The sequence below is a fragment of the Pseudomonas sp. M2(2023) genome (genome assembly GCF_030263955.1).
Taxonomy (GTDB): domain Bacteria; phylum Pseudomonadota; class Gammaproteobacteria; order Pseudomonadales; family Pseudomonadaceae; genus Aquipseudomonas; species Aquipseudomonas asiatica.
This window is the reverse complement of record NZ_CP127114.1, coordinates 4736838-4762756: the sequence shown is the minus strand read 5'-3', so window position 1 is coordinate 4762756 and position 25919 is coordinate 4736838. Positions and strand designations below refer to the sequence as shown.

21 protein-coding genes and 1 pseudogene are annotated in these 25919 nt (G+C 63.6%); 11 read left to right on the top strand and 11 right to left on the bottom strand.

Going from position 1 to position 25919, the window contains the following annotated elements; translation table 11 throughout:
• Positions 1 to 132: 132 nt before the first annotated feature.
• Both QN085_RS26055 and ypfJ read right to left on the bottom strand, forming a co-directional pair.
• Positions 133 to 1014: pseudogene (locus QN085_RS26055) on the bottom strand (methyl-accepting chemotaxis protein); the annotation flags it as partial.
• A 381-nt stretch (positions 1015 to 1395) separates the two neighbouring features.
• On the bottom strand, positions 1396 to 2280 hold the full coding sequence (gene ypfJ / locus QN085_RS21915) for a KPN_02809 family neutral zinc metallopeptidase (RefSeq protein ID WP_013974226.1): 885 nt from the start codon (positions 2278 to 2280) through the stop codon (positions 1396 to 1398).
• Between the two features lie 227 nt (positions 2281 to 2507).
• On the opposite strand from ypfJ, the gene pcaH reads away from it, so the two are divergent.
• Positions 2508 to 3227 carry a protocatechuate 3,4-dioxygenase subunit beta gene (pcaH, locus tag QN085_RS21910; protein ID WP_024087742.1) on the top strand — a complete coding sequence of 240 codons (720 nt, stop codon included), beginning with the start codon at positions 2508 to 2510 and terminating at the stop codon, positions 3225 to 3227.
• 10 nt (positions 3228 to 3237) lie between these two features.
• Positions 3238 to 3843 carry a protocatechuate 3,4-dioxygenase subunit alpha gene (pcaG, locus tag QN085_RS21905; RefSeq protein WP_013974224.1) on the top strand — a complete coding sequence of 202 codons (606 nt, stop codon included), beginning with the start codon at positions 3238 to 3240 and terminating at the stop codon, positions 3841 to 3843.
• A 134-nt stretch (positions 3844 to 3977) separates the two neighbouring features.
• On the opposite strand, the gene trmA is transcribed toward pcaG, so the two are convergent.
• From trmA to QN085_RS21890, 3 genes are all read right to left on the bottom strand, one after another.
• Positions 3978 to 5063: a tRNA (uridine(54)-C5)-methyltransferase TrmA gene (gene trmA / locus QN085_RS21900; RefSeq protein ID WP_023660841.1), complete on the bottom strand. Its 1086-nt coding sequence runs from the start codon at positions 5061 to 5063 to the stop codon at positions 3978 to 3980.
• Positions 5060 to 6355, bottom strand: coding sequence for an NCS2 family permease (locus QN085_RS21895; protein ID WP_013974222.1), 1296 nt, complete (start codon positions 6353 to 6355; stop codon positions 5060 to 5062). Before QN085_RS21895 ends, trmA begins: the two co-directional genes overlap by 4 nt.
• A gap of 280 nt (positions 6356 to 6635) precedes the next feature.
• Entirely contained in the window at positions 6636 to 7856 is a 1221-nt protein-coding gene (locus QN085_RS21890) for an MFS transporter (RefSeq protein WP_013974221.1), read from the bottom strand.
• 344 nt (positions 7857 to 8200) lie between these two features.
• Here QN085_RS21890 and QN085_RS21885 point away from each other — a divergent pair, with 344 nt between their 5' ends.
• Genes QN085_RS21885 through QN085_RS21875 form a run of 3 tightly spaced genes read left to right on the top strand, consistent with a single transcriptional unit; the run spans position 8201 to position 10813 of the window.
• The gene (locus tag QN085_RS21885) at positions 8201 to 9637 is read left to right on the top strand and encodes a cytochrome ubiquinol oxidase subunit I (RefSeq protein ID WP_023662143.1); all 1437 of its coding nucleotides are present in this window, start codon (positions 8201 to 8203) and stop codon (positions 9635 to 9637) included.
• A gap of 3 nt (positions 9638 to 9640) precedes the next feature.
• A complete protein-coding gene (cydB, locus tag QN085_RS21880) occupies positions 9641 to 10648 on the top strand; it encodes a cytochrome d ubiquinol oxidase subunit II (RefSeq protein WP_013974219.1) in 1008 nt (335 codons plus the stop codon).
• Positions 10649 to 10657: 9 nt separating this feature from the next.
• Positions 10658 to 10813 (top strand): DUF2474 domain-containing protein, encoded by a 156-nt coding sequence (locus QN085_RS21875; protein WP_013974218.1) that lies wholly within the window; start codon positions 10658 to 10660, stop codon positions 10811 to 10813.
• A 116-nt stretch (positions 10814 to 10929) separates the two neighbouring features.
• Here QN085_RS21875 and QN085_RS21870 read toward each other — a convergent pair whose 3' ends face one another.
• Complete coding sequence (locus QN085_RS21870; RefSeq protein WP_013974217.1) at positions 10930 to 12054, bottom strand: methyltransferase; 1125 nt, start codon at positions 12052 to 12054, stop codon at positions 10930 to 10932.
• Between the two features lie 96 nt (positions 12055 to 12150).
• On the bottom strand, positions 12151 to 12858 hold the full coding sequence (locus QN085_RS21865) for an autoinducer binding domain-containing protein (RefSeq protein ID WP_013974216.1): 708 nt from the start codon (positions 12856 to 12858) through the stop codon (positions 12151 to 12153).
• A gap of 211 nt (positions 12859 to 13069) precedes the next feature.
• Here QN085_RS21865 and QN085_RS21860 point away from each other — a divergent pair, with 211 nt between their 5' ends.
• Positions 13070 to 13846, top strand: coding sequence for a ferredoxin--NADP reductase (locus QN085_RS21860; protein ID WP_023661108.1), 777 nt, complete (start codon positions 13070 to 13072; stop codon positions 13844 to 13846).
• A 34-nt stretch (positions 13847 to 13880) separates the two neighbouring features.
• Here the strand turns inward: QN085_RS21860 and mscL are convergent, their stop codons facing one another.
• Positions 13881 to 14300 carry a large-conductance mechanosensitive channel protein MscL gene (gene mscL / locus QN085_RS21855; RefSeq protein ID WP_013974214.1) on the bottom strand — a complete coding sequence of 140 codons (420 nt, stop codon included), beginning with the start codon at positions 14298 to 14300 and terminating at the stop codon, positions 13881 to 13883.
• 177 nt (positions 14301 to 14477) lie between these two features.
• On the opposite strand from mscL, the gene radA reads away from it, so the two are divergent.
• Positions 14478 to 15848, top strand: a complete 1371-nt coding sequence (radA, locus tag QN085_RS21850) for a DNA repair protein RadA (protein ID WP_003251626.1) — start codon at positions 14478 to 14480, stop codon at positions 15846 to 15848.
• 176 nt (positions 15849 to 16024) lie between these two features.
• Here the strand turns inward: radA and QN085_RS21845 are convergent, their stop codons facing one another.
• A complete protein-coding gene (locus QN085_RS21845) occupies positions 16025 to 17542 on the bottom strand; it encodes a nucleobase:cation symporter-2 family protein (protein ID WP_013974213.1) in 1518 nt (505 codons plus the stop codon).
• 263 nt (positions 17543 to 17805) lie between these two features.
• A complete protein-coding gene (locus QN085_RS21840) occupies positions 17806 to 18168 on the bottom strand; it encodes a PilZ domain-containing protein (protein WP_013974212.1) in 363 nt (120 codons plus the stop codon).
• A 178-nt stretch (positions 18169 to 18346) separates the two neighbouring features.
• Here QN085_RS21840 and QN085_RS21835 point away from each other — a divergent pair, with 178 nt between their 5' ends.
• The 3 genes from QN085_RS21835 to yjiA all read left to right on the top strand — a co-directional run bounded on the left by QN085_RS21835 (position 18347) and on the right by yjiA (position 21802).
• On the top strand, positions 18347 to 20413 hold the full coding sequence (locus QN085_RS21835) for a carbon starvation CstA family protein (protein WP_041505618.1): 2067 nt from the start codon (positions 18347 to 18349) through the stop codon (positions 20411 to 20413).
• A gap of 13 nt (positions 20414 to 20426) precedes the next feature.
• Positions 20427 to 20624, top strand: coding sequence for a YbdD/YjiX family protein (locus QN085_RS21830; protein WP_013974210.1), 198 nt, complete (start codon positions 20427 to 20429; stop codon positions 20622 to 20624).
• A gap of 200 nt (positions 20625 to 20824) precedes the next feature.
• Positions 20825 to 21802, top strand: a complete 978-nt coding sequence (gene yjiA / locus QN085_RS21825; protein ID WP_024087739.1) for a GTPase — start codon at positions 20825 to 20827, stop codon at positions 21800 to 21802.
• Here the strand turns inward: yjiA and QN085_RS21820 are convergent.
• Positions 21762 to 23249, bottom strand: a complete 1488-nt coding sequence (locus QN085_RS21820) for a methylenetetrahydrofolate reductase C-terminal domain-containing protein (RefSeq protein WP_023661105.1) — start codon at positions 23247 to 23249, stop codon at positions 21762 to 21764. The two genes, yjiA and QN085_RS21820, sit on opposite strands and share 41 nt — an antisense overlap.
• A gap of 315 nt (positions 23250 to 23564) precedes the next feature.
• Between QN085_RS21820 and metE the strand changes: the two genes are divergently transcribed.
• Complete coding sequence (metE, locus tag QN085_RS21815) at positions 23565 to 25856, top strand: 5-methyltetrahydropteroyltriglutamate--homocysteine S-methyltransferase (protein WP_285688400.1); 2292 nt, start codon at positions 23565 to 23567, stop codon at positions 25854 to 25856.
• Positions 25857 to 25919 lie beyond the last annotated feature (63 nt).

The window sequence follows — 25919 nt, the reverse complement described above, 5'->3', positions numbered from 1 at the left end:
CTCGGTCACTGCCGACAATTCCTCGGCAGCGCTGGCGATCTGGGTGACGCCATCGCGGATGCCGCTGATCAGCTCGCGCAAAGTGGTGCCCATGCGGGCGATGCCTTGTTGCAGCACGCCCAGTTCGTCGCGGCGGGTGACGCGCAGGTGCTGGGTGAGGTCGCCGCTGGCGATCTTTTCAACTGCCACCATGGTGTCGCGCAGTGGGCGGGTGATCTGCCGGGTGATCAGCACTGCCGCCAGCACGCCGACCAACAGCGCCAGCAGCGTGGCGATGGCCTGCAGGCTGCGGGCCTGGGTACTTTCCATGTCGCGGCGCTGCAGCTGGATCTGGTACAGAGCGTCGCTGCGCTTGACGATGTCGGCACCCTGAACGGTCATCTCGGCGCGCGCAGTGGTGATGTTGGCGACCGCATCGCGGAATTGACGTACGGCTTCACGGTAGGCCAGCACCGAGCCTTCGAACTGTCGCAGGCGCGTGTCTTCGGCCGGCAGCTGGCGCTTGAGGTTGTCGATTTCGGCCAGGGCGGTGTCCAGCTGGCGCAGGGCTGCCTGCTCGTTGGCAGCGCTGTTTTCGGCAATGTAGCCGCGTACGTCGATGCGCACCTGCAGCAGTTGCTGGCGGGCCTTGCTGATCAGCTGGTACTGGGCCAGGCGCACGCTGTCGGCTTCGGGGCGTGCCATGACTTCCTGGCTGAGGGCGTCCATGGCCTGGTCGGCACGGCTGGCCGAGCCGTCCATGGCCGTGCGCGCGGTGCGGGTGGCATCGTAGCCCTGGCGCATCTTGTTCAGCGACACCTTGTAGGCGCTGATGGTCTCGCCCAGTTCACCTAGCAGCTTGATGTTTTCCGGGCTCTTGAAGGTGCTGGCCAGGTAGGCCTGTTGCTTGCTGAAGGCGTCAAGCTTGGTCTGGGTGTTGGCGGCGGCAGCATCGTCACCGTTGGCGATCATGTACTGCAGGCGTGCAATGCGCAGGTCGGTCAGGTCCTTGTTGAGCTGGCCGATATCGCCCATCCAGTTGCTGCGGTCAATCAGGCTGCCCAGGCTGGTCCAGCCGGTCAGGGCCAGCAGGCCGGTGAGGATCAGTACCAGGCCGAAGCCCAGGCCGAGTTTGAGGTTGACGCTGATGTTGGCGAACCAGCTGTTCATGCACGCTCTCCAGAAGTTGTTTTCGCTCGCTTGATCTTCGATCGCCAGGCGTTGTTGTTCTGGATGCCCGCTGATTCGTGCAGGGGTTATCGGCAGTGATGGAGGAAGCTGAAACGCTTTTTCAGCAGATTTGTAACTGGTTTGATTGGGGCTGCCTTGCAGCCCTTCGCGGTGGATGGCACCGGCTTTGCCGGTGTTCGCGGCTAAAGCCGCTCCTACAGGGATCGCGTGGGTTTTGGAAGCTATTCAAAGGTTGCGCGCGCTGAAGGTATCGCAGCGGTTCACCTCACCCTCGGCAAACCCGGTCTTGAACCAGCGCACCCGTTGCGCTGAGGTGCCGTGGGTGAACGAGTCTGGTACCACGCGCCCGCGGCCTTGCTGCTGCAAGCGGTCATCGCCAATGGCATTGGCCGCGTTCAGGGCCTCTTCGACATCGCCCGGCTCCAGCCAGTTCAGGCGCTTCTGCGCCTGGTAGGCCCATACACCGGCCAGGCAGTCGGCCTGCAGTTCCTGACGCACCAGCAGGCCATTGTCGCCTTCCATGCGCTGGCCGCTGCGGCGCGCGGCATCGACCTTGGCCGACACGCCCAGCAGGGTCTGCACGTGATGGCCGATTTCGTGGGCGATCACGTAGGCCTGGGCAAAGTCGCCGGCGGCGGCGAAGCGGGTTTCCATTTCGCGGAAGAACGACATGTCCAGGTAGACCCGTTGGTCTGCCGGGCAGTAGAACGGCCCCACCGCCGCCGAGGCAAAGCCACAGGCCGAATTGACCTGGCCGCTGAACAGCACCAGCTTGGGGTCGCGGTACTGCTTGCCGCCCTCGGCGAACAGGGCTTTCCAGGTGTCTTCGGTGTCGCCCAGGATCGAGGCGACGAACTCGGCCTGCTGGTCGTTGGCCGGCGGCGCCTTGCCGCCCGCGCTGCTGGGTGCCTGCTGTTGCTGCTCCATCTGGCCGGCGAGCTGACCAAGAATCTGCAATGGGTCCTGGCCGGTGAGCCAGCCGATACCGACAATCAGCAGCACCGCACCAAGCCCGAGCCCCTTGCCGCCGCCGAAACGCATGCCGCCGCCACCACCTTCGCCTCGGGCATCGACCACATTGTCGCTGCGTCGGCCTTTTCGCCAATCCATGAATGCTCTCCGAAGCGTGAAACAAGAAGACAAAGATTAGTCCACGACAGCGGCGAGTGTCAGGCCAAGGTGCTTATGCATAACCAAATGGTTATGTTTGATGTGGCTGATTTCAATATTCATTGCGCGCTACCTGCCTGAAACTGCATGTGGGAGCGGGCTTGCCCGCGACAGGGGTTCAAATAATCCCCCCGCGCATTTCCATAATTCCAAGAGAGGAAACCGGCATGCCCGCCCAGGACAACAGCCGCTTCGTGATCCGTGATCGCAACTGGCACCCGAAAGCTCTTACGCCTGACTACAAGACGTCCATTGCCCGTTCGCCACGCCAGGCACTGGTCAGCATCCCGCAGTCGATCAGCGAAACCACCGGCCCGGACTTTTCCCACCTGGGCTTCGGCGCCCATGACCATGACCTGCTGCTGAACTTCAACAACGGCGGCTTGCCGATCGGCGAGCGCATCATCGTTGCCGGCCGTATCGTCGACCAGTACGGCAAGCCTGTGCCGAACACCCTGGTGGAAATGTGGCAAGCCAACGCCGGCGGCCGCTACCGTCACAAGAACGACCGCTACCTGGCGCCGCTGGACCCGAACTTCGGTGGCGTCGGCCGCTGCCTGACCGACCGTGATGGCTACTACAGCTTCCGCACCATCAAGCCGGGCCCGTACCCATGGCGCAACGGCCCGAACGACTGGCGCCCGGCGCACATCCACTTCGCCATCAGCGGCCCGTCGATCGCCACCAAGCTGATTACCCAGCTGTACTTCGAGGGTGACCCGCTGATCCCGATGTGCCCGATCGTCAAGTCGATCGCCAACCCGCAAGCCGTGCAGCAGTTGATCGCCAAGCTCGACATGAGCAACGCCAACCCGATGGACTGCCTGGCCTACCGCTTCGACATCGTGCTGCGCGGCCAGCGCAAGACCCACTTCGAAAACTGCTGAGGACCCCGCCATGCCAATCGAACTGCTGCCGGAAACCCCTTCGCAGACTGCCGGCCCCTACGTACACATCGGCCTGGCCCTGGAAGCGGCCGGCAACCCGACCCGCGACCAGGAAATCTGGAACCGCCTGGCCAAGCCGGACGCGCCGGGCGAGCACATCCTGCTGATCGGCCAGGTGTATGACGGTAACGGCCACCTGGTGCGCGATTCGTTCCTGGAAGTGTGGCAAGCCGATGCCAACGGTGAGTACCAGGATGCCTACAACCTGGAAAACGCCTTCAACAGCTTTGGTCGCACCGCCACCACTTTCGATGCCGGTGAGTGGACCCTGCACACGGTCAAGCCGGGTGCGGTGAACAACGCTGCGGGCGTGCCGATGGCGCCGCACATCAACATCAGCCTGTTTGCCCGGGGGATCAACATCCACCTGCACACGCGGCTGTATTTCGATGACGAGGCCGAGGCTAATGCCAAGTGCCCGGTGCTCAACCTGATCGAGCAGCCGCAGCGGCGCGAGACCCTGGTGGCCAAGCGTTGCGAGGTGGACGGGAAGACGGCGTATCGCTTCGATATCCGTATTCAGGGGGAAGGGGAGACGGTGTTCTTCGACTTCTGAGTCGAGTCTGGGGGCTGCTTTGCAGCCCATCGCGACGCAAGGCCGCTCCCACATTGATCGGCGTACGCAGGTCTTTGTGGGAGCGGCCTTGTGTCGCGAAAGGGCCGCAGAGCGGCCCCAGTCACTTTCAACCGTCAGCGCCGAACCAGCAAAACCCCACTCTCCATATGGTGGGTATACGGGAACTGGTCAAACAACGCACACCGCTCGATGCGGTGCGTATCCTGCAGCTGGGCAATGTTCGCCGCCAGCGTCTCCGGGTTGCACGAGATGTACAGGATCCGCTCGAAACGCCGGGTCAGCTCGCAGGTGTCCGGATCCATCCCCGCCCGTGGCGGGTCGACGAACACCGTACCGAACTCGTAGCTCTTGAGGTCGATGCCTTCCAGCCGGCGGAACGGCCGCACCTCATTCAGCGCCTGGGTCAGCTCTTCTGCCGACAGGCGCACCAGCCGCACGTTATCCACAGCGTTCTCGTCAAGGTTGCTCAGCGCGGCATTGACCGAGGTCTTGCTGATTTCCGTGGCCAGCACCTGGCGCACGCGGGTGGCCAGCGGCAGGGTGAAGTTGCCGTTGCCGCAGTACAGCTCCAGCAGGTCATCGTCGCGCTCGCCGATAGCCTCGAAGGCCCAGCTCAGCATCTTCTGGTTCACCGCGCCGTTGGGCTGGGTGAACGCGCCTTCCGGCTGGCGGTAGCTGAACACACGGCCAGCGACTTCGAGTTTTTCCACCGCGTAGTCTCGGCCGATGACCAGGCGTTTGCCCTTGGAGCGGCCGATAATGCTGACGCCCAGCTCTTCGGCCAGCTGCCGTGCGGCCGTTTCCCATGCCTCGTCCAGCGGGCGGTGGTAGCACAGGGTGACCATGGCATCGCCAGCCAGGGTGGTGAGGAACTCCATCTGGAACAGGCGGTTGCCCAGCTCCTCGCTGGCCTGCCAGGCCGCCTTCAGGCGCGGCATCAGTGCATTGATGCGCTGGCTGGCGATAGGGAAGTCCTCGATCAGGATCGCCTTGTGCTTCTCGCCCGGGGCGAACATGGCGTAGTGGCGCTGGCCATCCTCGCGCCACAGGCGGAATTCGGCGCGCAAGCGGTAATGCTCGCGCGGCGAGTCGAAAACAGCCGGCTCCGGCGCGCCGAACGGCGCCAGCAGCTCGCGCAGCCGGGCCACCTTGGCGTCCAGCTGGGTGGTGTAGGAGGAGGGGTCGAAAGCAGCACTCATGCGTTGAACCAGCCCAGCTTGATGACGAACAGGATGGAAAGGATCACCAGGGCCGGGTTCAGGTCGCGGTGGCGGCCGGAGATCAGCTTGACGGCGGTCCAGGAAATGAAGCCGAAGGCGATGCCGTTGGCGATCGAGTAGGTCAGCGGCATGGCCAGGGCGGTCACCACCACCGGTGCGGCTTCGGTGACGTCGTCCCAGTTTATTTCTGCCAGGCCCGAGGCCATCAGCACCGCGACGAACAGCAGCGCCGGGGCGGTGGCGAAGGCCGGCACGCTACCGGCCAGCGGGGCGAAGAACAGCGCCAGCAGGAACAGCACGGCGACCACGATGGCGGTCAGGCCGGTGCGGCCACCGGCGCTCACGCCCGCGGCGGATTCGATGTAGCTGGTAGTGGTCGAGGTGCCCAGCAGGGAACCGGCCATGGCGGCGGTACTGTCGGCGATCAGGGCACGGCCCATTTTCGGCATGTGGCCGTCCTTGCCCATCAGCCCGGCGCGCTTGGCCACACCGATCAGGGTGCCGGAGTTGTCGAACAGGTCGACGAACAGGAAGGCGAAGATCACGCTGACCAGGCCCACGTCCAGCGCGCCGGCGATGTCCAGTTGCAGGAAGGTCGGCGCCAACGAAGGCGGCATGGAGACCACGCCGCCGAAGGGCGTCACGCCCATCAGGATCGAGGCGATTGTTACGGCGAGAATGCCAATCAGCACGGCACCGCGCACTTTCAGCGACTCAAGGCCGACGATCAGGAAGAAGCCCAGGGTGGCGAGGATCGGTGCCGGCTGCTTGAGGTCGCCCAGGCCCACCAGGGTGGCCGGGTTATCGACGACGATGCCTGCGTTATGCAGGGCGATCAGCGCCAGGAACAGGCCGATACCCGCGGCAATGGCCGAACGCAGCGGCAGCGGGATGCTGTTCACGATCCATTCGCGGATGCGGAAGATCGACAGCAGGAAGAACATCACCGCCGACAGGAACACCGCACCCAGTGCCACCTGCCAGGTGTGGCCCATGTGCAGGACCACGGTGTAGGTGAAGAACGCGTTCAGGCCCATACCTGGCGCCAGGGCGATCGGGTAGTTGGCGATCAGGCCCATGGTCACCGAGCCGATGGCCGCGGCCAGGCAGGTGGCGACGAATACCGCACCTTTGTCCATGCCGGTCTCGCCGAGGATGCTCGGGTTGACGAACAGGATGTAGGCCATGGCCAGGAAGGTGGTGACGCCCGCGAGAATCTCGGTGCGCACATTGGTGTTGTGTGCTTTTAGTTGAAACAGCCTTTCCAGCATGCCCGCTCCCCAAGGCGCCCCCGGCGCCATGAATATATCGACCCCATCAGCAAAGCACAGACCGTACCGGTTGCCGTGGTTTTGTGTGGGGCGGAAAAAAGCCGCGCATCATACCAGCATGCTTGGCGGGGGCCTATGGCCGTTGGGGAATGGTCATTTTTTCCCTGTGCCGGCCTCTTCGCGGGTGAACCCGCTCCCACAGGTACTCCACCAGGGCTGAAGGCGGCGCGGTCCTTGTGGGAGCGGGTTTGCCCGCGAAAGGGCCGGTACAGGCTACAGATCAACCATTATGCAACCGGTCCCGCTTGGCCAGTGTCGGGAACAGCTTTATCCACACCCCGGTCACCACCAACGTACCCACCCCACCCAGCACCACAGCCGGCACTGTGCCAAACCAGTGCGCGGTCACCCCCGATTCGAACTCGCCGAGCTGATTCGAGGCACCAATGAACAGACCGTTCACCGCACTCACCCGCCCGCGCATTTCATCCGGCGTCTCCAACTGCACGAAAGCGCCGCGGATGACCATGCTGATCATGTCCGCCGCGCCCAGCACCACCAGCACTGCCAGCGAGAACCAGAACGAGGTCGACAGGCCGAAGGCAATGGTCGCCACGCCGAACACGCCCACTGCCGTGAACATGGTCCGCCCCACATTGCGCTCGAACGGGAAGCGCGCCAGCCACAGCGACATCAGCAACGCCCCCACCGCTGGCGCAGAGCGCAGCAGGCCGAGGCCCAGCGGGCCGGTCAGCAGGATGTCCTTGGCGAACACCGGCAGCAGTGCGGTGGCCCCGCCCAGCAGTACGGCGAACAGGTCCAGCGAGATGGCGCCGAGGATGTCCGGCCGGCTGCGAATGAAGCGGATGCCGGCCAGCAGCGATTCGATGCTGGCGCGCCCGCGCTGTGCCACCTGGCCGCGTGCCTGCAGGCTCAGGGTCAGCACGCAGGCGATGGCGTAAAGGGCCACGGTGGGGCCGTATACCCAGATGCTGCCGAAGGCATACAGGAAGCCGCCCACCGCCGGAGCCACGATGGTTGCCGACTGGGTGGCCGAGGCCGAAGCTGCCACCGCGCGTGGGAACAGCCCGGCCGGTACCACGTTGGGCAGCAGCGCCTGGGTCGCCGGCATTTCGAATGAACGCGTGGCACCGAGCAGGAAGGCGAGGGCGAAGATCAGCTCGCGGGTGACGTTGTCGGTGGCACTGCCAAGCGCCAATGCCAGGGCTATCAGTCCCTGCAGGCTCTGGCACAGCGCAGCGACCTTGCGCCGGTCATAGCGGTCGGCGACATGCCCGGTATGCAGCATGAACAGCACCCGTGGGGCGAATTCGACCAGGCCGACCAGGCCCAGGTCCAGCACATTGCCGGTCAGCTGGTAGAGGTGCCAGCCGATTGCCACGGTGAGCATCTGGAAGCCGCTGGCGGTGAACACGCGGGCCAGCCAGAAGGCCAGGAAAGGGCGGTGGTGACGCAACAACTGCGGTTCGGAATCGGACATCGGAAACCAGGGGCCTCGGCGCAGTAGAGGGGGGCGCAGCGTATCATCTGTTTGTAACAAACGGTTACTGTTTGCTGGGGTCGGCACTTTTTCATTCGGCGTGGAAGGGGGTGGGGCAACCGGTCACGCGGCAATCAACCACACGGCCCGGCGGGCCATTCAGGACTATGCTTCCTAGCAATCGTTGATCTGGGTCAATCGTTCCAGATGTAACGATCGGGCCCTTGGGCCGAAATCCCTGCGATCGAACAGAACAATTCCAACGCGCCGCACTCGACTACCGTGGGGGCAGTGGGCGACGGGGCCAGCGGCCCGGACGCCGGATTATCTGAAGAGGAAGCACCATGTTCGGAATAGAGGCCTTAGAGCTCGCCCGAATGCAGTTTGCCTTTACCGTGTCGTTCCATATCCTGTTCCCGGCCATCACCATTGGCCTGGCGAGCTACCTGGCAGTCCTCGAAGGCCTCTGGCTGCGGACCAACAACCAGGTCTACCGTGACCTCTATCACTTCTGGTCGAAAATCTTCGCCGTCAACTTCGGCATGGGGGTGGTCTCCGGCCTGGTCATGGCCTACCAGTTCGGTACCAACTGGAGTCGTTTCTCAGACTTCGCCGGCGCTATCACCGGCCCGCTGCTCACCTACGAGGTATTGACCGCGTTCTTCCTGGAGGCTGGCTTCCTGGGGGTCATGCTGTTTGGCTGGAACCGTGTCGGCCGTGGCCTGCACTTCTTCTCCACGGTGATGGTGGCGCTCGGCACCTTGGTCTCGACCTTCTGGATCCTCGCCTCCAACAGTTGGATGCAGACCCCGCAAGGTCACGAGATCATCGACGGCCGGGTTGTGCCGGTGGACTGGCTGGCAGTGGTATTCAACCCCTCGTTCCCCTACCGCCTGATGCACATGGCCACTGCCGCATTCGTTTCCACCGCGTTCTTCGTTGGTGCCTCGGCGGCCTGGCACCTGCTGCGCGGGCGTGACAACCCGGCCGTGCGCAAGATGCTGTCGATGGCCATGTGGATGGCGCTGATCGTCGCCCCGATCCAGGCGGTGATTGGTGACTTCCATGGCCTGAACACCCTCAAGCACCAGCCGGTGAAAATTGCCGCGATCGAAGGCCACTGGGAGAACGTGCCCGGCGAGCCGACCCCGCTGATCTTGTTCGGCATCCCCGACATGCAGGCCGAAACCACCCGCTTCAAGCTCGAGATCCCGGCACTCGGCAGCCTGATCCTGACCCACAGCCTGGACAAGCAGGTGCCGGCGATGAAGGAGTTTCCCCCCGAAGACCGGCCCAACTCGACCATCGTCTTCTGGTCGTTCCGGATCATGGTCGGGCTGGGTTTCCTGATGATCTTCGTCGGCCTGTGGAGCCTCTGGCTGCGCAAGCGCGGCACGCTCTACACCTCGCGGCCGTTCCTGTACCTGGCCCTGTGGATGGGCCCTTCCGGGCTGATCGCGCTGCTGGCCGGCTGGTTCACCACCGAAATCGGCCGCCAGCCCTGGGTGGTGTATGGCCTGATGCGCACGGCAGACGGTGTGTCCAACCACAGTTACGCCCAGCTCGGCTTCACCTTGGTGGCCTTCGTGGTGGTGTACTTCGCCCTGTTCGGTACCGGTCTTGGCTACATGATGCGCCTGGTGCGCAAAGGGCCGCGGACCGGTGAGGGTGACGAGCACAACCCTGGTGGCCCTGGCACCAAACGCACGCCGGCGCGACCGCTGTCCGCCGCCGATGATGGCCGAGAGGCCAACTCCGCCAGCCTGAGCAAGGGGAACTGAGCCATGGGTATCGACCTTCCGCTGATCTGGGCCGTGATCATCATCTTCGGCGTCATGATGTACGTGGTGATGGATGGTTTCGACCTGGGGATCGGCATGCTCTTCCCGTTCGTCAAGGGCGAGCATGACCGTGATGTGATGATGAACACCGTCGCCCCCGTTTGGGATGGTAACGAGACCTGGCTGGTGCTGGGCGGTGCCGGGCTGTTCGGGGCGTTCCCGATGGCTTACTCGGTAGTGCTGGAGGCCCTGTACCTGCCATTGATCCTGATGCTGATCGGTCTGATCTTCCGCGGCGTGGCCTTCGAGTTCCGCTTCAAGGCCAAGGCCGACAAGCGCCACATCTGGGACAAGGCGTTCATCTGGGGCTCGTTGATCGCCACCTTCTTCCAGGGCGTGGCGCTGGGTGCGTTCCTCGAAGGCTTCAAGGTGGTCGACCGGCATTTCGCCGGTGGCACCCTTGACTGGCTGACCCCGTTCAGCCTGTTCTGCGGCCTGGGGCTGATCGTTGCCTACACCCTGCTGGGCTGCACCTGGCTGATCATGAAGACCGAAGGGTCGCTGCAGCAGAAGATGCACGACATTGCCCGGCCGCTGGCGCTGGTGCTGCTGGTGGTGATCGGCATCGTCAGCCTGTGGACACCGATCGCCTACCCGCAGATTGCCGAGCGCTGGTTCAGCATGCCTAACCTGGTCTGGTTCATGCCGGTGCCGATCCTGGTGCTGGTAACCTTCTACGGGTTGCTCAAGGCGGTGGCGCGCAATGCGCACTACACGCCGTTCCTGCTGACGTTGGTGCTGATCTTCCTCGGCTACAGCGGCCTGGGCATCAGCCTGTGGCCGAACATCATCCCGCCGTCGATCTCGATCTGGGATGCCGCGGCGCCACCGCAGAGCCAGGGCTTCATGCTGGTGGGCACACTGTTCATCCTGCCGTTCATCCTCATGTATACCTTCTGGAGCTACTACGTGTTCCGCGGCAAGGTGACCCATGAAGACGGCTATCACTAGGAGGGCTGCATGATGACCGGCAAGCCTGGCTTGGAGGAGAAGAAACCCCTGTGGCAGCGGTTGGGCTGGCTGCTGCTGATCTGGGCGATGAGCGTGGCGGCCCTGGGCGTGGCGGCCTACGTGATGCGCCTGTTCATGGGGGCTGCGGGGCTGACCACCCATTGAGGTAAGCCTGTTCTGGCCCTATCGCCGGCAAGCCAGCTCCTACAGGTAAGTCACTGCCCTGAATGCAGTGGAGTACCTGTGGGAGCTGGCTTGCCGGCGAAAGGGCCGGTACAGGCTTACTTGCGGGCCTTCAGGATAACGAACTTGGGCGTTGCCGCCACTTGCTCCACCCCCCGGAACAACCGCGCCAGCTTGCTGTGATAGCCCAGGTGCCGGTTACCCACGATATACAGCGCCCCACCCACCACCAACGCTTCACGCGCCTGCTGGAACATGCGCCAGGCGAGGAAATCGCCCACCACCTGCTGCTGGTGGAACGGCGGGTTGCACAGCACCACGTCCAGCGACTGCTTCTCTACCCCCGCCAACCCATCGGCTGCCTCGAACACAGCCGGGCGCTCGCCCAGCGCTGCCTGCCAGTTCTCCCGCGCCGATTGCACCGCCATGTACGACTCGTCGACCAGGGTGTATTGGGCATCCGGGTTTGCCAGGGCACTGGCTATCGCCAGCACGCCGTTGCCGCAGCCCAGGTCCGCCACTCGCGCGCGGCCCAGTTCGCGGGGCAGGTGCGGCAGGAACGCCCGCGTGCCGATATCCAGCCCCTCCCGGCAGAACACGTTGGCGTGGTTGAGCAGTTCCAGCGCCGGCGCGTCGAGGCGGTAGCGGCTAGGGTAGGGCGAGCGGGCGACCGGCCGTTCGGCCACCGTCGCGGTCAGCAAGCGGGCCTTTTTCTGCGCCAGCGAGGCCTGCACCGGGCCGATGTACTTCTCCATCAGGTCTCCGGCCGCCCGTGGCAGGTGCTTTATCATCGCCCCGGCAATCACCTGCGCACCGGGTGCCAGGTGGCCCTGCAGGCGGATCAGCTGTTCTTCGAGCAGGGCCAGGGTCTTGGGCACGCGCACCAGTACCCGGTCGAACGGGCCTTGCCAATGTTCGCTGGCCGGCACGAACGGCACGCTGTCGAACGGCAGGCCATTGCGTGCCAGGTTCTTTTCCAGGGCCAGGTGCGCCAGGTGCGAATCGCCACTGCTGACCACCTGCAGCTTGCCTGCCAGGCTGGCGGCCAGGGCGCCGAAGCTGTCATTGAGCACCAGCACCCGGCAGTTGGCCTCGGGTGCCTGCTCGTGCAGCTGCGCAAGCAGGTACTCGTCGGCGGCATCGAAAGCCTGCAGCGGGTCGTTGGCCTGTTCCGGCTGGCGGATCAGGTCGAGTTCGGCGTATGGGGTGGTCAACAGGGGCATGGCGTCTGGCTCGGGTATGAAACTGCCCGTTGCGGTTCGCCCCGGGCTTTGCCGGGCGATTCTACAGGGCTTTGCCCAAGGTCGCAGGTTTCGAGCTCAGAGCCAGCCACGCAGGGCGGCGATGGCGATGGCGCCGGCCTTGTTGGCGGCGTTGGTCTTGGTGATAACGCTACGAATATGGAAGTTCACCGTGCTTTGCGACAGTGAAAGGATGCAGGCAACGTCTGCGGCGGTCTTGCCGGCGGCGGACCATTTCAGCACTTCCAGCTCCCGCTCGCTCATTTTCGGTTGTGGCGGGCACAGTGCTTTGAGGTGATGTTCGCCAAGCACCGCATGCAGCGTATGGCACAGCCACTGCACATTGCCGGCCTTGCTGTAGAGTTCGACTGTATCGATGGCCCCGGCGGGCCTGGCCACACTGATCTGGCTTTCGTTGTGCCGCTGGTCGTGCAATGACTGTGTCCAACCATAGCGCAGACCGCTCCGGCAGGCCGCTTCACGAAACTGCGGAGCCTCGTGATACAGGTCATCAGTCCACAGCACCGGCATGGTCGAGCTGTGGCTCACATTGGCGGCCGCGTCCTGCTTGTAGAACTCATCGCGCTGGTAGCGCTCGATCCATTCGCGGGGGTAATTGCTGTACAGGAACAGGTGGGGGGTTTGCGTCGCGATCTGGATGCGAATGTTCAGTCCCAGGTACTCCATGCCCAGGTCCTGCGCCAGATGCACGGCGATGTCGAACAACTTCTGTGGGCAGCGTTCGTCGACGAACAAATGAAGATGCTCGGGTTTCCAGTTAAGCATCTGAAATACTCCTTGCCTCAGGAACCAGTCCGTTTGGGTACCCGCATGATTGTAGGAAAGGACCTACCGATTCGCTGAGAATTTTTTGTTATAGCAGTCAGGATTTGCTGCGAGTAAGACAGGATCGTCGCAGACGAGGCCCTACAAAGCAGTGGTTTTTATCCGCGTCACTTTGCGCGACACTGTGCGCACGCCAAACCTGGAGCCCGATATGACCGCTAGCGCCGAAAAGTTCACCCGCCAGACCCTGCTCGATGTTCAGCCACTCACGCCGAACCTCTTCAGCCTGCGGGTTACGCGCGATGCGGGGTTCCGCTTCCGTTCCGGCCAGTTTGCCCGCCTTGGCGTGACCAAGGCCGATGGCAGTGTGGTGTGGCGCGCCTATTCCATGGTCAGCGCGCCCCATGACGAGCACCTCGATTTTTTCTCCATCGTGGTGCCAGGCGGGGAGTTCACCAGCGAACTGAGCCGGCTGGGGGCAGGCGATACCCTGCTGATCGATCGCCAGGCCTTCGGCTTCCTTACCCTCGACCGCTTCGTTGGTGGCCGTGACCTGTGGTTGCTCGCAACCGGTACTGGCATTGCGCCGTTCATGTCGATCCTGCAGGACTTCGAGGCCTGGGAGCGTTTCGACAACATCAAGCTTGTGTACTCGGTGCGCGAAGCGAAAGAGCTGGCCTATGTGGACGACATTGCCGGGCTGGAGCAGCGCGATTACCTGGCTGAATTCGCCGGCAAGTTGCAGTTCATTCCGGTGGTGACCCGTGAACAGCACCCAGGGGCGTTGAACCAGCGGATTACCACGCTGATCGAGAATGGCGAGCTGGAGAAGGCGGCGGGGCTGGAACTGTCGCCGGAACATTCGCGGGTGATGCTGTGTGGCAACCCGGAGATGATTGATGAGACGCGCAAGGTACTGAAGGCGCGCGACCTGCAATTGAGCCTGAGCAAGCGGCCGGGGCAGGTGGCGGTAGAGAATTACTGGTAAGGCTAATGGGGCCGCAAAGCGGCCCCCCGCAAATTCAAGGCAAGCGGTTCTGGTTCTGCGCCTTGAGCAGGTCGCGAATCTCGGTCAGCAAGGTCTCTTCTGCAGTCGGCACAGGCGGTGCAGTCGGCGCCACGGCCTCTTCACGCTTGAGCTGGTTGATCGCCTTGACCCCCATGAAGATGGCAAAGGCCACGATGACGAAGTCGATCACAGTCTGGATGAACTTGCCATACGCCAGCACCACCGCCGGAACGTCACCTTCGGCAGCCTTCAGGGTAATTGCCAGGTCGCTGAAGTCCACACCACCGATCAACAGGCCCAGTGGCGGCATGACCACGTCACCGACGAAAGACGAGACGATCTTGCCGAAGGCCGCGCCGATGATGATACCAACCGCCATGTCGACGACATTGCCTTTGACCGCGAAGGCCTTGAACTCACTGATCATGCCCATGTTTGGTTCCTTGTAACAAAAGGTGAGGTTTACGCAGTGTAAGCCACTTAAACGCTTCATGCGTTGTGTTCAGGGCCACAGACCGCTGTTAGAACGAATAGTTTTGTCGCATCCCGAGGCGTTCGAGACACGTCCAGCTCGGCTATCATGGCGGTTTTTTCCAGGAGACCCCAGCCAATGGCCAAGGCCAAGCGCTTGTATGGCTGCACCGAGTGCGGTGCGACCTTCCCCAAATGGGCCGGCCAGTGTGGCGAATGCGGGGCCTGGAACACCCTGGTCGAGACCATGATCGAAAGCGGCGGTGCCGCTGCGCCCAGTAGCGGCCGTGCTGGCTGGACCGGGCAGCAGGCGCAGATCAAGACCCTGGCCGAAGTCAGCGTCGAGGAGATCCCGCGCTTCACCACCAGCAGCACCGAACTGGACCGCGTGTTGGGCGGTGGCCTGGTGGATGGCTCGGTGGTGTTGATCGGTGGTGACCCCGGCATCGGTAAATCGACCATCCTGCTGCAGACCTTGTGCAACATTGCCGTGGGCATGCCGGCGCTGTATGTCACCGGCGAGGAGTCGCAGCAGCAGGTGGCCATGCGCTCCCGGCGCCTGGGCCTGCCCCAGGACCAGCTCAAGGTGATGACCGAAACCTGCATCGAGACCATCATCGCCACGGCCCGCGTCGAAAAACCGCGGGTCATGGTGATCGACTCGATCCAGACCATTTTCACCGAGCAGCTGCAATCGGCACCCGGCGGTGTGGCCCAGGTGCGCGAAAGTACGGCGTTGCTGGTGCGCTACGCCAAGCAGAGCGGCACGGCGATCTTCCTGGTCGGCCACGTGACCAAGGAAGGCTCGCTCGCCGGCCCGCGGGTACTCGAGCACATGGTCGATACCGTGCTGTATTTCGAAGGTGAGTCCGATGGCCGCCTGCGCCTGCTGCGGGCAGTCAAGAACCGCTTTGGCGCGGTCAACGAGCTGGGTGTGTTCGGCATGACCGACCGGGGCCTGAAGGAGGTGTCCAACCCCTCGGCGATCTTCCTCAACCGCACCCAGGAGGAAGTACCGGGCAGCGTGGTGATGGCCACCTGGGAAGGCACCCGGCCGATGCTGGTGGAGGTGCAGGCGCTGGTCGACGACAGCCACCTTGCCAACCCGCGCCGGGTGACCTTGGGCCTTGACCAGAATCGCCTGGCCATGTTGCTGGCAGTGCTGCACCGCCACGGCGGTATTCCCACCCATGACCAGGACGTGTTCCTCAACGTGGTGGGTGGGGTGAAGGTGCTGGAAACCGCCTCGGACCTGGCGTTGCTGGCGGCGGTGATGTCCAGCCTGCGCAACCGGCCCCTGGCCCATGGCCTGCTGGTGTTTGGCGAGATCGGCCTGTCTGGCGAGGTACGGCCGGTGCCCAGTGGTCAGGAGCGTTTGAAGGAGGCCGCCAAGCATGGTTTCAAGCGGGCCATCGTGCCCAAGGGCAATGCGCCGAAAGAGGCTCCGGCCGGGTTGCAGGTGATTGCCGTTACCCGGCTGGAGCAGGCTTTGGATGCGTTGTTCGAATAATTCGTGGCCCGTACTGGCCTCTTCGCGGGTAAACCCGCTCCCACAGGTACCGCATCAGCTTCAGGATTGCGCAAACCCTGTGGGAGCGGGTTTACCCGCGAAAGGGCCGGCACAGGCAAAACGAAAAAGGGGCCGACGATGCGCATCGGCCCCCCACCTCACCGCTCAGTCAGCGGTCAATGCTCGGCAACCGCACTGCGCCTGACCGTTTCATTGCCATGCTCGTCCAGTTCCAGCATCGGCACCTCATTACCCTCGGCATCGAACAGCTTGCCATCCTTGAAGTAGTCGCCATCACGCAGCGCTGAAATGTCCGAGTACTGGATGGTGCGCTCGTACGCGGCGGCAAACACCGACTGCTGGTCCGAGTTGCCGGCGGTGAAGTGGTTGAAGATCAGGTTCAGCAGGATGGCCATGATCGCCGCCGAGCTGATGCCCGAGTGGAAGATGGTCTCGAACCAGTTCGGGAAGTGGTGGTAGAAGGTCGGTGCGGCAATCGGGATCATGCCGAAGCCCAGCGAGGCAGCGACGATGATCAGGTTGACGTTGTTCTTGTAGCTGACCTTGGACAGGGTGCGGATACCGCTGGCAGCCACGGTGCCGAACAGCACGATGCCCGCGCCACCCAGTACCGGAGTAGGGACTGCGGCAATCACCCGGCCCATGATCGGCAGCAGGCCGAGCACCACCAGGATCAAGCCACCGGTGGCCACCACGTAGCGGCTCTTGACCCCGGTCACGGCTACCAGGCCGACGTTCTGGGCGAACGCGCTCTGGGTGAACGAGCCGAAGATTGGCGCCAGGATGCTCGATGCCATGTCGGCGCGCAGGCCATTGCCCAGGCGTTTGGAGTCGACCTTGGTGTCGATGATCTCACCCACGGCGAGGATATCGGCCGAGGTTTCCACCAAGGTCACCATGATCACGATGCACATCGACAGGATCGCGGCGATGTGGAATTCCGGCATGCCGAAATGGAACGGCGTGGGGAAGGCGAACATCGGGCCCTCTGTGACCTTGCTGAAGTCGGCCATGCCCAGCGCCCAGGCGATCAGGGTGCCGACCACCATGGCCAGCAGGATCGACAGGCGTGAAATCGCCGCGCTGCCCAGCTTGCTCAGCAGCAGCACGATGGCGAAGGTCAGGGCCGCCAGGCCGATGTTGGCCACGCTGCCGAATTCCGGTGAGGCGCTGTTGCCACCCATCACCCAGCGAGCGGCCACGGGCATCAGGGTCAGGCCGATGGTGGTGATGACGATGCCGGTCACCAGCGGCGGGAAGAACTTGGTGATGCGCGAGAACACCGGGGTGATCAGAAAGCCGATCAGCGATGCTGCCATGACCGCACCGAGCACGCCCGGCAGGCCACCGCCGCCCTCGCTGCTGAGGATTGCACCCATGGTTGCCACACCGGCGAACGAAACGCCCTGCACCAGCGGCAACTGGCAGCCGAAGAACGGCAGACCGAGGGTTTGCAGCAGGGTGGCCAGGCCACCGGCAAACAACGAAGCGGCGATCAGCATGCCGATTTCGGCACCGTTCAGGCCCGCGGCCTGCCCCAGGATCAGGGGTACCGCGACGATCCCCCCGTACATGGTCAGCACATGCTGCAGACCATAGGCCAGGTTGGCACCAAGGCCGAGGTTTTCATCCTCGGGGCGCTTGGCGGGAGACGTGCTAGGGGACGTAGTCATGGAGCAGGCTCTCTGTTTATTGTTGTGGTGCTACTGTAGACACTTCCTACAAATGATTGCCACAAGAATTGTATACAATATTTTGATCGGAGCGCGCACAAGAGCGCCCGCAAGGTGTGCGGGAACTCAATGCAGAAGGCGTACCAACTTGTCAGAGGCTGTGCTAGAGGGGTGTGTACAAAACGCTGCTACCCAGGCTTAAAGCTGTCTGGGTAGACAGGAAACAAAAGGTGGGGAAGCGATTAGCTAGCTAAGAGATTTCATTATTCGATCAGTTCGCGCAGCTCACGCATCATTTCGGTGCTGTCGGCCACGTTCAATTCCACAAGACGGTGCAGATGGCTCATCGAATCGAGGTCGATGTACAAGCAGATGAAACCCAGGCGGTCTGGTTCCTCATGACGCAGTTCAACCTGCATCTGCACGCGTGCATCGGGGCCCAGGTGAATGATGGCATCGAAGTCCTGGGTCAGGTCGACATCCCAATTGGCCGGTCGTTCGATCAGCAAACCCTTGAGTGAAAGGTCCAGCAGCTTCGCAGGCCAGCGTCGCAGGCCCTGGCGCAGCTCGGTGGGGGCGTCGAAATCGATGCGCTGAAAACGGCGGCGTTCGTCGTGGTCGCTCATGGGTTAGATCCTCGCATAGGTCCTCAGGTGACATCCTGACTATAGTTAGAGTGGTATGTACATCAGGTACCGCAATCTGGCCGCAGAGGCTCTAGACCAAAGCAAGTGTGGCAATGCGCGATGACTCGCCCTAGACTCGATGGGCGGTCTTTTCCAATCCACCAGCTGGAAGCAAACCATGAACAACAATAATAGCCTGCTACGCCACATTCCGTGGCTGGCGCTGGCAGTCATAGGAGCCTGTGCGCTGGGTGTGGTTGCCCTGCGTCGCGGCGAGGCGATCAATGCCTTGTGGATCGTGGTCGCGGCAGTGGCCATCTACCTGGTCGCCTATCGTTACTACAGCCTGTTCATCGCCACCAAGGTGATGCAGCTCGACCCTCGCCGTGCCACCCCGGCGGTGCTCAACAACGACGGCCTGGACTACGTCCCGACCAACAAACACATCCTCTTCGGCCACCACTTCGCCGCCATCGCTGGCGCAGGCCCCTTGGTCGGCCCGGTACTCGCCGCGCAGATGGGCTACCTGCCCGGCACGCTGTGGCTGATCGCCGGCGTGGTGCTGGCCGGTGCGGTGCAGGACTTCATGGTCCTGTTCCTGTCCACCCGCCGCAACGGCCGCTCGCTGGGCGACATGGTGCGCGAGGAGATGGGCCGCATTCCAGGCACCATCGCGCTGTTCGGTTGCTTCCTGATCATGATCATCATCCTTGCGGTGCTGGCATTGATCGTGGTCAAGGCCCTGGCCGAAAGCCCTTGGGGCATGTTCACGGTGATGGCGACCATCCCGATCGCGATGTTCATGGGCATCTACATGCGCTACATCCGCCCGGGCCATATCGGTGAGATCTCGGTCATCGGCGTGGTGCTGCTGCTGGCTTCGATCTGGCTGGGGGGCCAGATTGCCGCAGACCCGACCTGGGGCCCGGCGTTCACCTTCACCGGCGTGCAGATTACCTGGATGCTGGTGGGCTATGGTTTCGTCGCCGCGGTACTGCCGGTATGGCTGGTCCTGGCGCCACGTGACTACCTGTCGACCTTCCTCAAGATCGGCACCATCGTCGGCCTGGCCATTGGCATCCTGATCATCGCCCCCGAGCTGAAAATGCCGGCGCTGACCCAGTTCACCGACGGCACCGGCCCGGTGTGGAAGGGCACCCTGTTCCCGTTCCTGTTCATCACCATCGCCTGTGGTGCGGTGTCCGGCTTCCACGCGTTGATCTCCTCAGGGACCACGCCGAAGCTGCTGGACAATGAAACCAACGCTCGCTACATCGGCTACGGCGGCATGCTGATGGAGTCGTTCGTTGCCATCATGGCCATGGTCGCCGCCTCGGTGATCGAACCAGGCGTGTACTTCGCCATGAACAGCCCGGCCGCGGTGGTCGGTGCCGATGTGGCGTCGGTGGCGCAGACGGTCAGCAGCTGGGGCTTCCTGATCACCCCTGAGCAACTCGAGGCCACTGCCCGCGACATTGGCGAGCACACCGTGCTGGCCCGTGCCGGTGGTGCGCCGACCCTGGCCGTGGGTATCGCGCAGATCCTGCACCAGGTGCTGCCGGGTGAAAACACCATGGCCTTCTGGTACCACTTCGCGATCCTGTTCGAGGCGCTGTTCATCCTCACCGCAGTGGACGCCGGCACCCGTGCCGGGCGCTTCATGCTGCAGGACCTGCTGGGCAGCTTCGTGCCGGCGCTCAAGCGCACCGAATCGTGGACTGCCAACCTGATCGGTACTGCCGGCTGCGTGGCCCTGTGGGGCTACCTGCTGTACCAGGGCGTGATCGACCCGCTGGGTGGCATCAACACCCTTTGGCCGCTGTTCGGTATCTCCAACCAGATGCTGGCCGGTATCGCCCTGATGCTCGGCACCGTGGTGCTGATCAAGATGAAGCGCCAGCGCTACGTCTGGGTCACCCTGCTGCCGGCCGTGTGGCTGCTGATCTGCACCACCACCGCAGGCCTGATCAAGCTGTTCGACCCGAACCCGGCAGTCGGCTTCCTGGCCCTGGCCAAGAAGTACAGCACCGCACTGGACGCCGGCCAGGTACTGGCCCCGGCCAAGGACATCGGGCAGATGCAGCACGTGATCTTCAATGCCTACACCAACGCCGGCCTGACCGTGCTGTTCCTGATGGTGGTGTTCAGCGTGCTGTTCTTCGCTGTCAAGGTCGGTTTCGCCGCCCTCGGCCGCAAGGAGCGCACCGACAAGGAAACCCCGTTCCAGGCCCTGCCTGACGCTTGAGAGGACTGCTGCGATGTTCAACGACCTGGGTCGACTGGGTAAATACCTGGGGCAGGCAGCCCGCCTGATGGTCGGCATGCCCGACTACGACAACTACGTCGAGCACATGCAGACCAAGCACCCGGACAAGCCGGTCATGACGTACGAGGAGTTCTTCCGCGAACGCCAGGAAGCGCGTTACGGCGGCAAGTCCGGGCCCAAGTGCTGCTAACGGACCGCGCTAGCCTGATCGGCTAGCGCGGTTTTTGTGGGAGCGGCCTTGTGTCGCGATAGGGCCGCAACGCGGCCCCACATTTTCAGCTTCGCCGCAGATATTGCCGGGGCCGCTTTGCGGCCCTATCGCGACACAAGGCCGCTCCCACAAGGGCTGCGGCACACCCTCCAAATTCCACTGCACAGGAGATGTTCTGCGTGCAGACGCCTATCCCCGTAACCGTACTCACTGGCTTCCTCGGTGCCGGCAAGACTACCTTGCTCAAGCACATGCTCAAGGCCGAGCACGGCCTGAAGATCGCCGTGATCGAAAACGAATTCAGCGAGGCCGGCATCGACAGCCAGCTGCTGGGCGACGAGCCGGTGCAGGTGATGACCCTGGCCAATGGCTGCGTGTGCTGCAGCATCCACGGCGACCTGACCCGCGCCTTGTACCTGCTGCTCGAACGCCTGGACGCCGGCGAGATCGCCTTCGACCGCCTGGTAATCGAATGCACCGGCCTGGCCGACCCGGCGCCGGTGGCCCAAACCTTCTTCATCGACGAAGAGTTGCGTGAGCGCTACATCCTCGACGGCATCATCACCCTGGTCGATGCCGCCCACGCCGAGCTGCACCTGACCCAGACCATCGCCCAGGCCCAGGTCGGCTTTGCCGATCGCCTGCTGCTGAGCAAGACCGACCTGGTCGAGCCCGCTGCGGTCGAGGCCATGCGCGAGCGCCTGGCCCGCATCAATGGCCGGGCGGCGATCCGTGTGGTCGAGCATGGTCGCATCGACCTGGCCGAGCTGCTGGATGTGCGTGGTTTCAACCTCAACCCCGATCTGGGCGCGAACCTGAAGCCAGCGCTACGCCCGCTGCTCAAGCCCGCTACCCCGGACCGGATCTCCACCTTGGTGCTGCGCACGGAAAGCGCGCTGGACATCGACCGCCTCAGCGACTTCATGAACGAACTGCTGGAAACCCACGGCAAGCAGCTGCTGCGCTACAAGGGCGTGCTGAACATTGCCGGTGAAGCGCGCAAGCTGGTGTTCCAGGGTGTGCTCAAGCTCTATGGCTTCGACTGGGACGCCGAGTGGGCCGAGGGTGAAACTCGCGAGAGCGTGATGGTGTTCATCGCTGACGAATTGCCCGAAGCTACGATTCGGGCTGGGTTCGAGGCGCTGGCTGCGGGCTGAGCTGACGCGGCGTCTGGGCCTGGAACCACTGCGGCCATGAGCTGCGGTGGCGTGTCTCGAGCTCGATGCACGGGATCAGGCGCTCGGTCAGCAGCGCCGTCTGCCGCACCGCCTTGGCGGTGCGGTACTTGACGCTGTGGATGCATTCGCGGTCGCCGAACTCGCAGCGGTTCAGCGCGGTGCCGCCGCAGGGGCCGTTGGCCAGGCCCTTGGGGCAGGTTTCCGGGCAGATGTACAGGGTGTCTTCCAGGCGGCAGCGGCCACAGGTGTCGCAGCCTACCAGCGGGTGCTTCACCGCGTGTTCCACCTTGTGCAGCACCTGCGAGCCAAGGCGGGTAGCCCACATCGGTTGGCGCACGGCCCAGCCAAATGCCTTGCTCAGGCTATTGCGGCGGCTGAACAGCAGCGAATGCATGCCGTGCATCAGGTGATAGCGCGCTTTCTCCTTGAACGAAGCATCGACTCGTGACTCGCCCTGGCGCCAGCTTGCCTGCGGCGGATGGAAGCTGACTGCCGGCAGGCCGGGCATCTGCCAGCTGGCCTGCCAGGCCGGCGCCCATTGTTCCAGTGTGTGGATTTGCGCCTGCCAGTGCTCGATGCGTGCCTCCAGGGCCAGCAGTTGCTTGAGTTCATGAACCCCCGACAGATGCACGCCGGCGTAGCCCATCAGCTTCACGCCGATGATCTGCAAGGCCAGGCGGTCGACGCTGCGCGCCTGGGCAAAGGCCTTGGACTGCGCCGCTTCCGCTTCCAGCATGTCGCGCATGGACGGCGTGACGGTCACGCCGGCCACGTGCTCGAGCATCGTCGCACGCCCGTGGGTGAGGCTCATCAGGCAGGCCAGCATCGGCCTGGGCGTGGCCTGGCGGCTCATCCAGTGCATGGCTTCCTGGTGTTTGCCGGCATCGAAACCCAGTTGCAGGGTGAGAAAGTCGGCGCCCGCCGCCAGTTTTTTCTCGGCCTTGAAGTATTGGGCGCCGCCTTCTTCCTCGCAGTACTTGAACGGGTTGAGCGCCGCGCCAAGCAGCCAGTGCGGGCAGGCCTGGCGGGCGATCTGCAGGGCTGCGACCGATTCCAGGTAGCGTACCGGGCGCTGGCCGGGCTGGTGGCCGGGCAGGCGGTCGCCGGTAAGCAGCAACAGTTGGTCGAGGCCGGCGGCATCCATGCGTTGCAGTTGGGCGAGCAGGTGGTGGCGTTCGCGATCCTTGCCGGAGAAGTGCGGCAGGGCGGGTACCGGGTTGCTGAACGAGGCGAGGGCGTCCAGTGGCGACATGTCCAGCGGGCTGCCGACGCGGTCGCCGATTGCCACGGTCATCGGCCAGCCGCACAGGTGCGCACGGGCCAGGATCGCGTCCATGGCGGCGAAGCGTTCTGTGGAGGGCTTGGGGACGAACTCCATGACGCAGACGAAGGTGTTTTCGCGCAGCGCGGTTTTCAGCAGGCTCATGGGGCCGGGTACCTAGTTTGGTCAGGCTGGCATTGTGCGGCAGAAGGCGGGTGCGGTCATGTCCGGATGCGCAGGGTGGTGCTCTGAATGAGACATCCGGGTTTGCCTGTGCCGGCCCTTTCGCGGCTAAAGCCGCTCCCACAGGGTGGCGCGGTACCTGTAGGAGCGGCTTTAGCCGCGAAAGGGCCAGTACAGGCAGTACAAATTCACAAACATGAGAAAATCTTGAGTTCATCTCAAATTTAATGAGTTTGTCTCAAGATGCCGGCGCCGGGAAAATCCCCTCATTCATTTATGCATGCTGAGGGACAAGACATGGCACTGGCACACAACCTGGGCTTTCCACGTATCGGCCGCGACCGCGAGCTGAAAAAGGCCCAGGAAGCCTTCTGGAAGGGCGAACTCGACGAAGCCGGCCTGCGCGCCGTCGGCCGCGAGCTGCGTGCCCGCCACTGGCAGGTGCAGAAAGACGCCGGCATCGAACTGCTGCCGGTTGGCGACTTCGCCTGGTACGACCAAGTGCTCACCCACTCGCTGACATTCGGCGTGATCCCGCAGCGCTTCCGCAGCCACGACGCTGCCAGGCCCACTCTCCAGACCCTGTTCGCCATGGCCCGTGGCGCCGTGGGTGACAATTGCTGCGGCGGCGCGCACGCCCAGGAAATGACCAAGTGGTTCGACACCAACTACCACTACCTGGTCCCCGAATTCACTGTCGACCAACAGTTTGCCCTGAGCTGGGAGCAACTGTTCGAAGAAGTGGCAGAAGCCCAGGCCCTGGGCCATGCGGTCAAACCGGTGGTAATCGGCCCGCTGACCTACCTGTGGCTGGGCAAGACCAAAGGTGGCGATTTCGACAAGCTGGAGCTGCTCGACCGCCTGCTGCCGCTGTATGACCAGATCCTCAACCGCCTGGCTGCCCAAGGCGTGGAATGGGTGCAGATCGATGAGCCGATCCTGGCCCTGGACCTGCCTCAGGACTGGAAGAATGCCTACGAGCGCGTCTACAACATCCTTCAGCGGGCGCCACTGAAGAAGCTGATCGCCACCTACTTCGGCGGCCTGGAAGACAACCTGGGCCTGGCCGCCAACCTTCCGGTCGATGGCCTGCACATCGACCTGGTGCGGGCGCCCGAGCAGTACCCGACCATCCTCGACCGCCTGCCGGCCTACAAGGTGCTGTCGCTGGGCCTGGTCAATGGCCGCAACGTCTGGCGCTGCGACCTGGAAAAGGCGCTGGAGGTACTGCGCCATGCCCATGAGCGCCTGGGTGAGCGGCTGTGGGTGGCGCCGTCCTGCTCGCTGCTGCACAGCCCGGTGGACCTGGACCGTGAAGACCAGCTCGATGCCGAACTGCACAGCTGGCTGGCCTTCGCCGTGCAGAAGTGCCAGGAAGTGGCGCTGCTGGCCAAGGCCATCAATGCCCCGCACGCCGCCGACGTGGCCGCCGCATTGGCCCAGAGCCAGGCCGTGCAGGCCAGCCGCGCCGCTTCGCCGCGTATTCACAAGCCTGGCGTGCAGGCCCGCCTGGCAGCCATCAAGCCCGCTGACAGCCAGCGAAAATCAGCCTTTGCCCAACGTATCGTCAAGCAACGTGCGGGGCTCGACCTGCCGGCGTTCCCGACCACCACCATCGGTTCGTTCCCGCAGACCTCGGCGATTCGTCTGGCACGCCAGGCCTACAGGCAGGGCAAGCTGACCGAGGCCGATTACGTCGAGGCCATGCACAGCGAGATCCGCCATGCGGTGAAAATCCAGGAGGACCTGGGCCTGGATGTGCTGGTGCATGGCGAGGCCGAGCGCAACGACATGGTCGAGTACTTCGCCGAGCAGATCGATGGCTATGTATTCACCCGCTTCGGTTGGGTGCAGAGCTATGGTTCGCGATGTGTGAAGCCTGCGGTGATCGTTGGCGACCTGAGCCGGCCGAAGGCCATGACCGTGGAGTGGATCACTTATGCCCAGGGCCTGACCAGCAAGGTGATGAAGGGCATGCTGACCGGCCCGGTGACCATGCTGATGTGGTCGTTCCCGCGTGAAGACGTGAGCCGCGAAGTGCAGGCGCGCCAGCTGGCGCTGGCGATCCGCGACGAAGTGGTCGACCTGGAAGCGGCGGGTATCAGGATCGTGCAGATCGACGAAGCGGCGTTCCGTGAAGGCTTGCCGCTGCGCCACGGCGCCTGGGCCCATTACCTGGAGTGGGCCACCGAGGCCTTCCGCCTGTGTGCTTCGGGGGTGCGTGACGAAACCCAGATTCACACCCACATGTGCTACAGCGAGTTCAACGACGTGATCGAGTCGATCGCGGCGATGGATGCCGATGTGATCACCATCGAGACCTCGCGCTCCGACATGGAGCTGCTGGCGGCTTTCGAACGGTTCGCCTACCCCAACGACATCGGCCCGGGTGTGTATGACATTCACTCGCCACGGGTGCCGACCCGTGAGGAAATGGTCAAGCTGCTGCACAAGGCTGCCCAGCGTATCCCGGCCGAGCGCCTGTGGGTCAACCCGGATTGCGGGCTGAAGACCCGCGGCTGGCCGGAGACCGAGGCAGCGCTGGTGAACATGGTCGCAGCTGCCCGCGAGCTGCGTGCCACCGCCTGATTTTTCGCTGGCTGTACCGGCCCTTTCGCGGGTAAACCCGCTCCCACAGGGTCCCCACTGGAT

Bases quoted from the DNA above. Each gene is read 5' to 3' on its own strand.
- ypfJ (WP_013974226.1), bottom strand. From the start codon at position 2,280: ATGGATTGGCGAAAAGGCCGACGCAGCGACAATGTGGTCGATGCCCGA.
- pcaH (WP_024087742.1), top strand. From the start codon at position 2,508: ATGCCCGCCCAGGACAACAGCCGCTTCGTGATCCGTGATCGCAACTGG.
- pcaG (WP_013974224.1), top strand. From the start codon at position 3,238: ATGCCAATCGAACTGCTGCCGGAAACCCCTTCGCAGACTGCCGGCCCC.
- trmA (WP_023660841.1), bottom strand. From the start codon at position 5,063: ATGAGTGCTGCTTTCGACCCCTCCTCCTACACCACCCAGCTGGACGCC.
- QN085_RS21895 (WP_013974222.1), bottom strand. From the start codon at position 6,355: ATGCTGGAAAGGCTGTTTCAACTAAAAGCACACAACACCAATGTGCGC.
- QN085_RS21890 (WP_013974221.1), bottom strand. From the start codon at position 7,856: ATGTCCGATTCCGAACCGCAGTTGTTGCGTCACCACCGCCCTTTCCTG.
- QN085_RS21885 (WP_023662143.1), top strand. From the start codon at position 8,201: ATGTTCGGAATAGAGGCCTTAGAGCTCGCCCGAATGCAGTTTGCCTTT.
- cydB (WP_013974219.1), top strand. From the start codon at position 9,641: ATGGGTATCGACCTTCCGCTGATCTGGGCCGTGATCATCATCTTCGGC.
- QN085_RS21875 (WP_013974218.1), top strand. From the start codon at position 10,658: ATGATGACCGGCAAGCCTGGCTTGGAGGAGAAGAAACCCCTGTGGCAG.
- QN085_RS21870 (WP_013974217.1), bottom strand. From the start codon at position 12,054: ATGCCCCTGTTGACCACCCCATACGCCGAACTCGACCTGATCCGCCAG.
- QN085_RS21865 (WP_013974216.1), bottom strand. From the start codon at position 12,858: ATGCTTAACTGGAAACCCGAGCATCTTCATTTGTTCGTCGACGAACGC.
- QN085_RS21860 (WP_023661108.1), top strand. From the start codon at position 13,070: ATGACCGCTAGCGCCGAAAAGTTCACCCGCCAGACCCTGCTCGATGTT.
- mscL (WP_013974214.1), bottom strand. From the start codon at position 14,300: ATGGGCATGATCAGTGAGTTCAAGGCCTTCGCGGTCAAAGGCAATGTC.
- radA (WP_003251626.1), top strand. From the start codon at position 14,478: ATGGCCAAGGCCAAGCGCTTGTATGGCTGCACCGAGTGCGGTGCGACC.
- QN085_RS21845 (WP_013974213.1), bottom strand. From the start codon at position 17,542: ATGACTACGTCCCCTAGCACGTCTCCCGCCAAGCGCCCCGAGGATGAA.
- QN085_RS21840 (WP_013974212.1), bottom strand. From the start codon at position 18,168: ATGAGCGACCACGACGAACGCCGCCGTTTTCAGCGCATCGATTTCGAC.
- QN085_RS21835 (WP_041505618.1), top strand. From the start codon at position 18,347: ATGAACAACAATAATAGCCTGCTACGCCACATTCCGTGGCTGGCGCTG.
- QN085_RS21830 (WP_013974210.1), top strand. From the start codon at position 20,427: ATGTTCAACGACCTGGGTCGACTGGGTAAATACCTGGGGCAGGCAGCC.
- QN085_RS21820 (WP_023661105.1), bottom strand. From the start codon at position 23,249: ATGAGCCTGCTGAAAACCGCGCTGCGCGAAAACACCTTCGTCTGCGTC.
- metE (WP_285688400.1), top strand. From the start codon at position 23,565: ATGGCACTGGCACACAACCTGGGCTTTCCACGTATCGGCCGCGACCGC.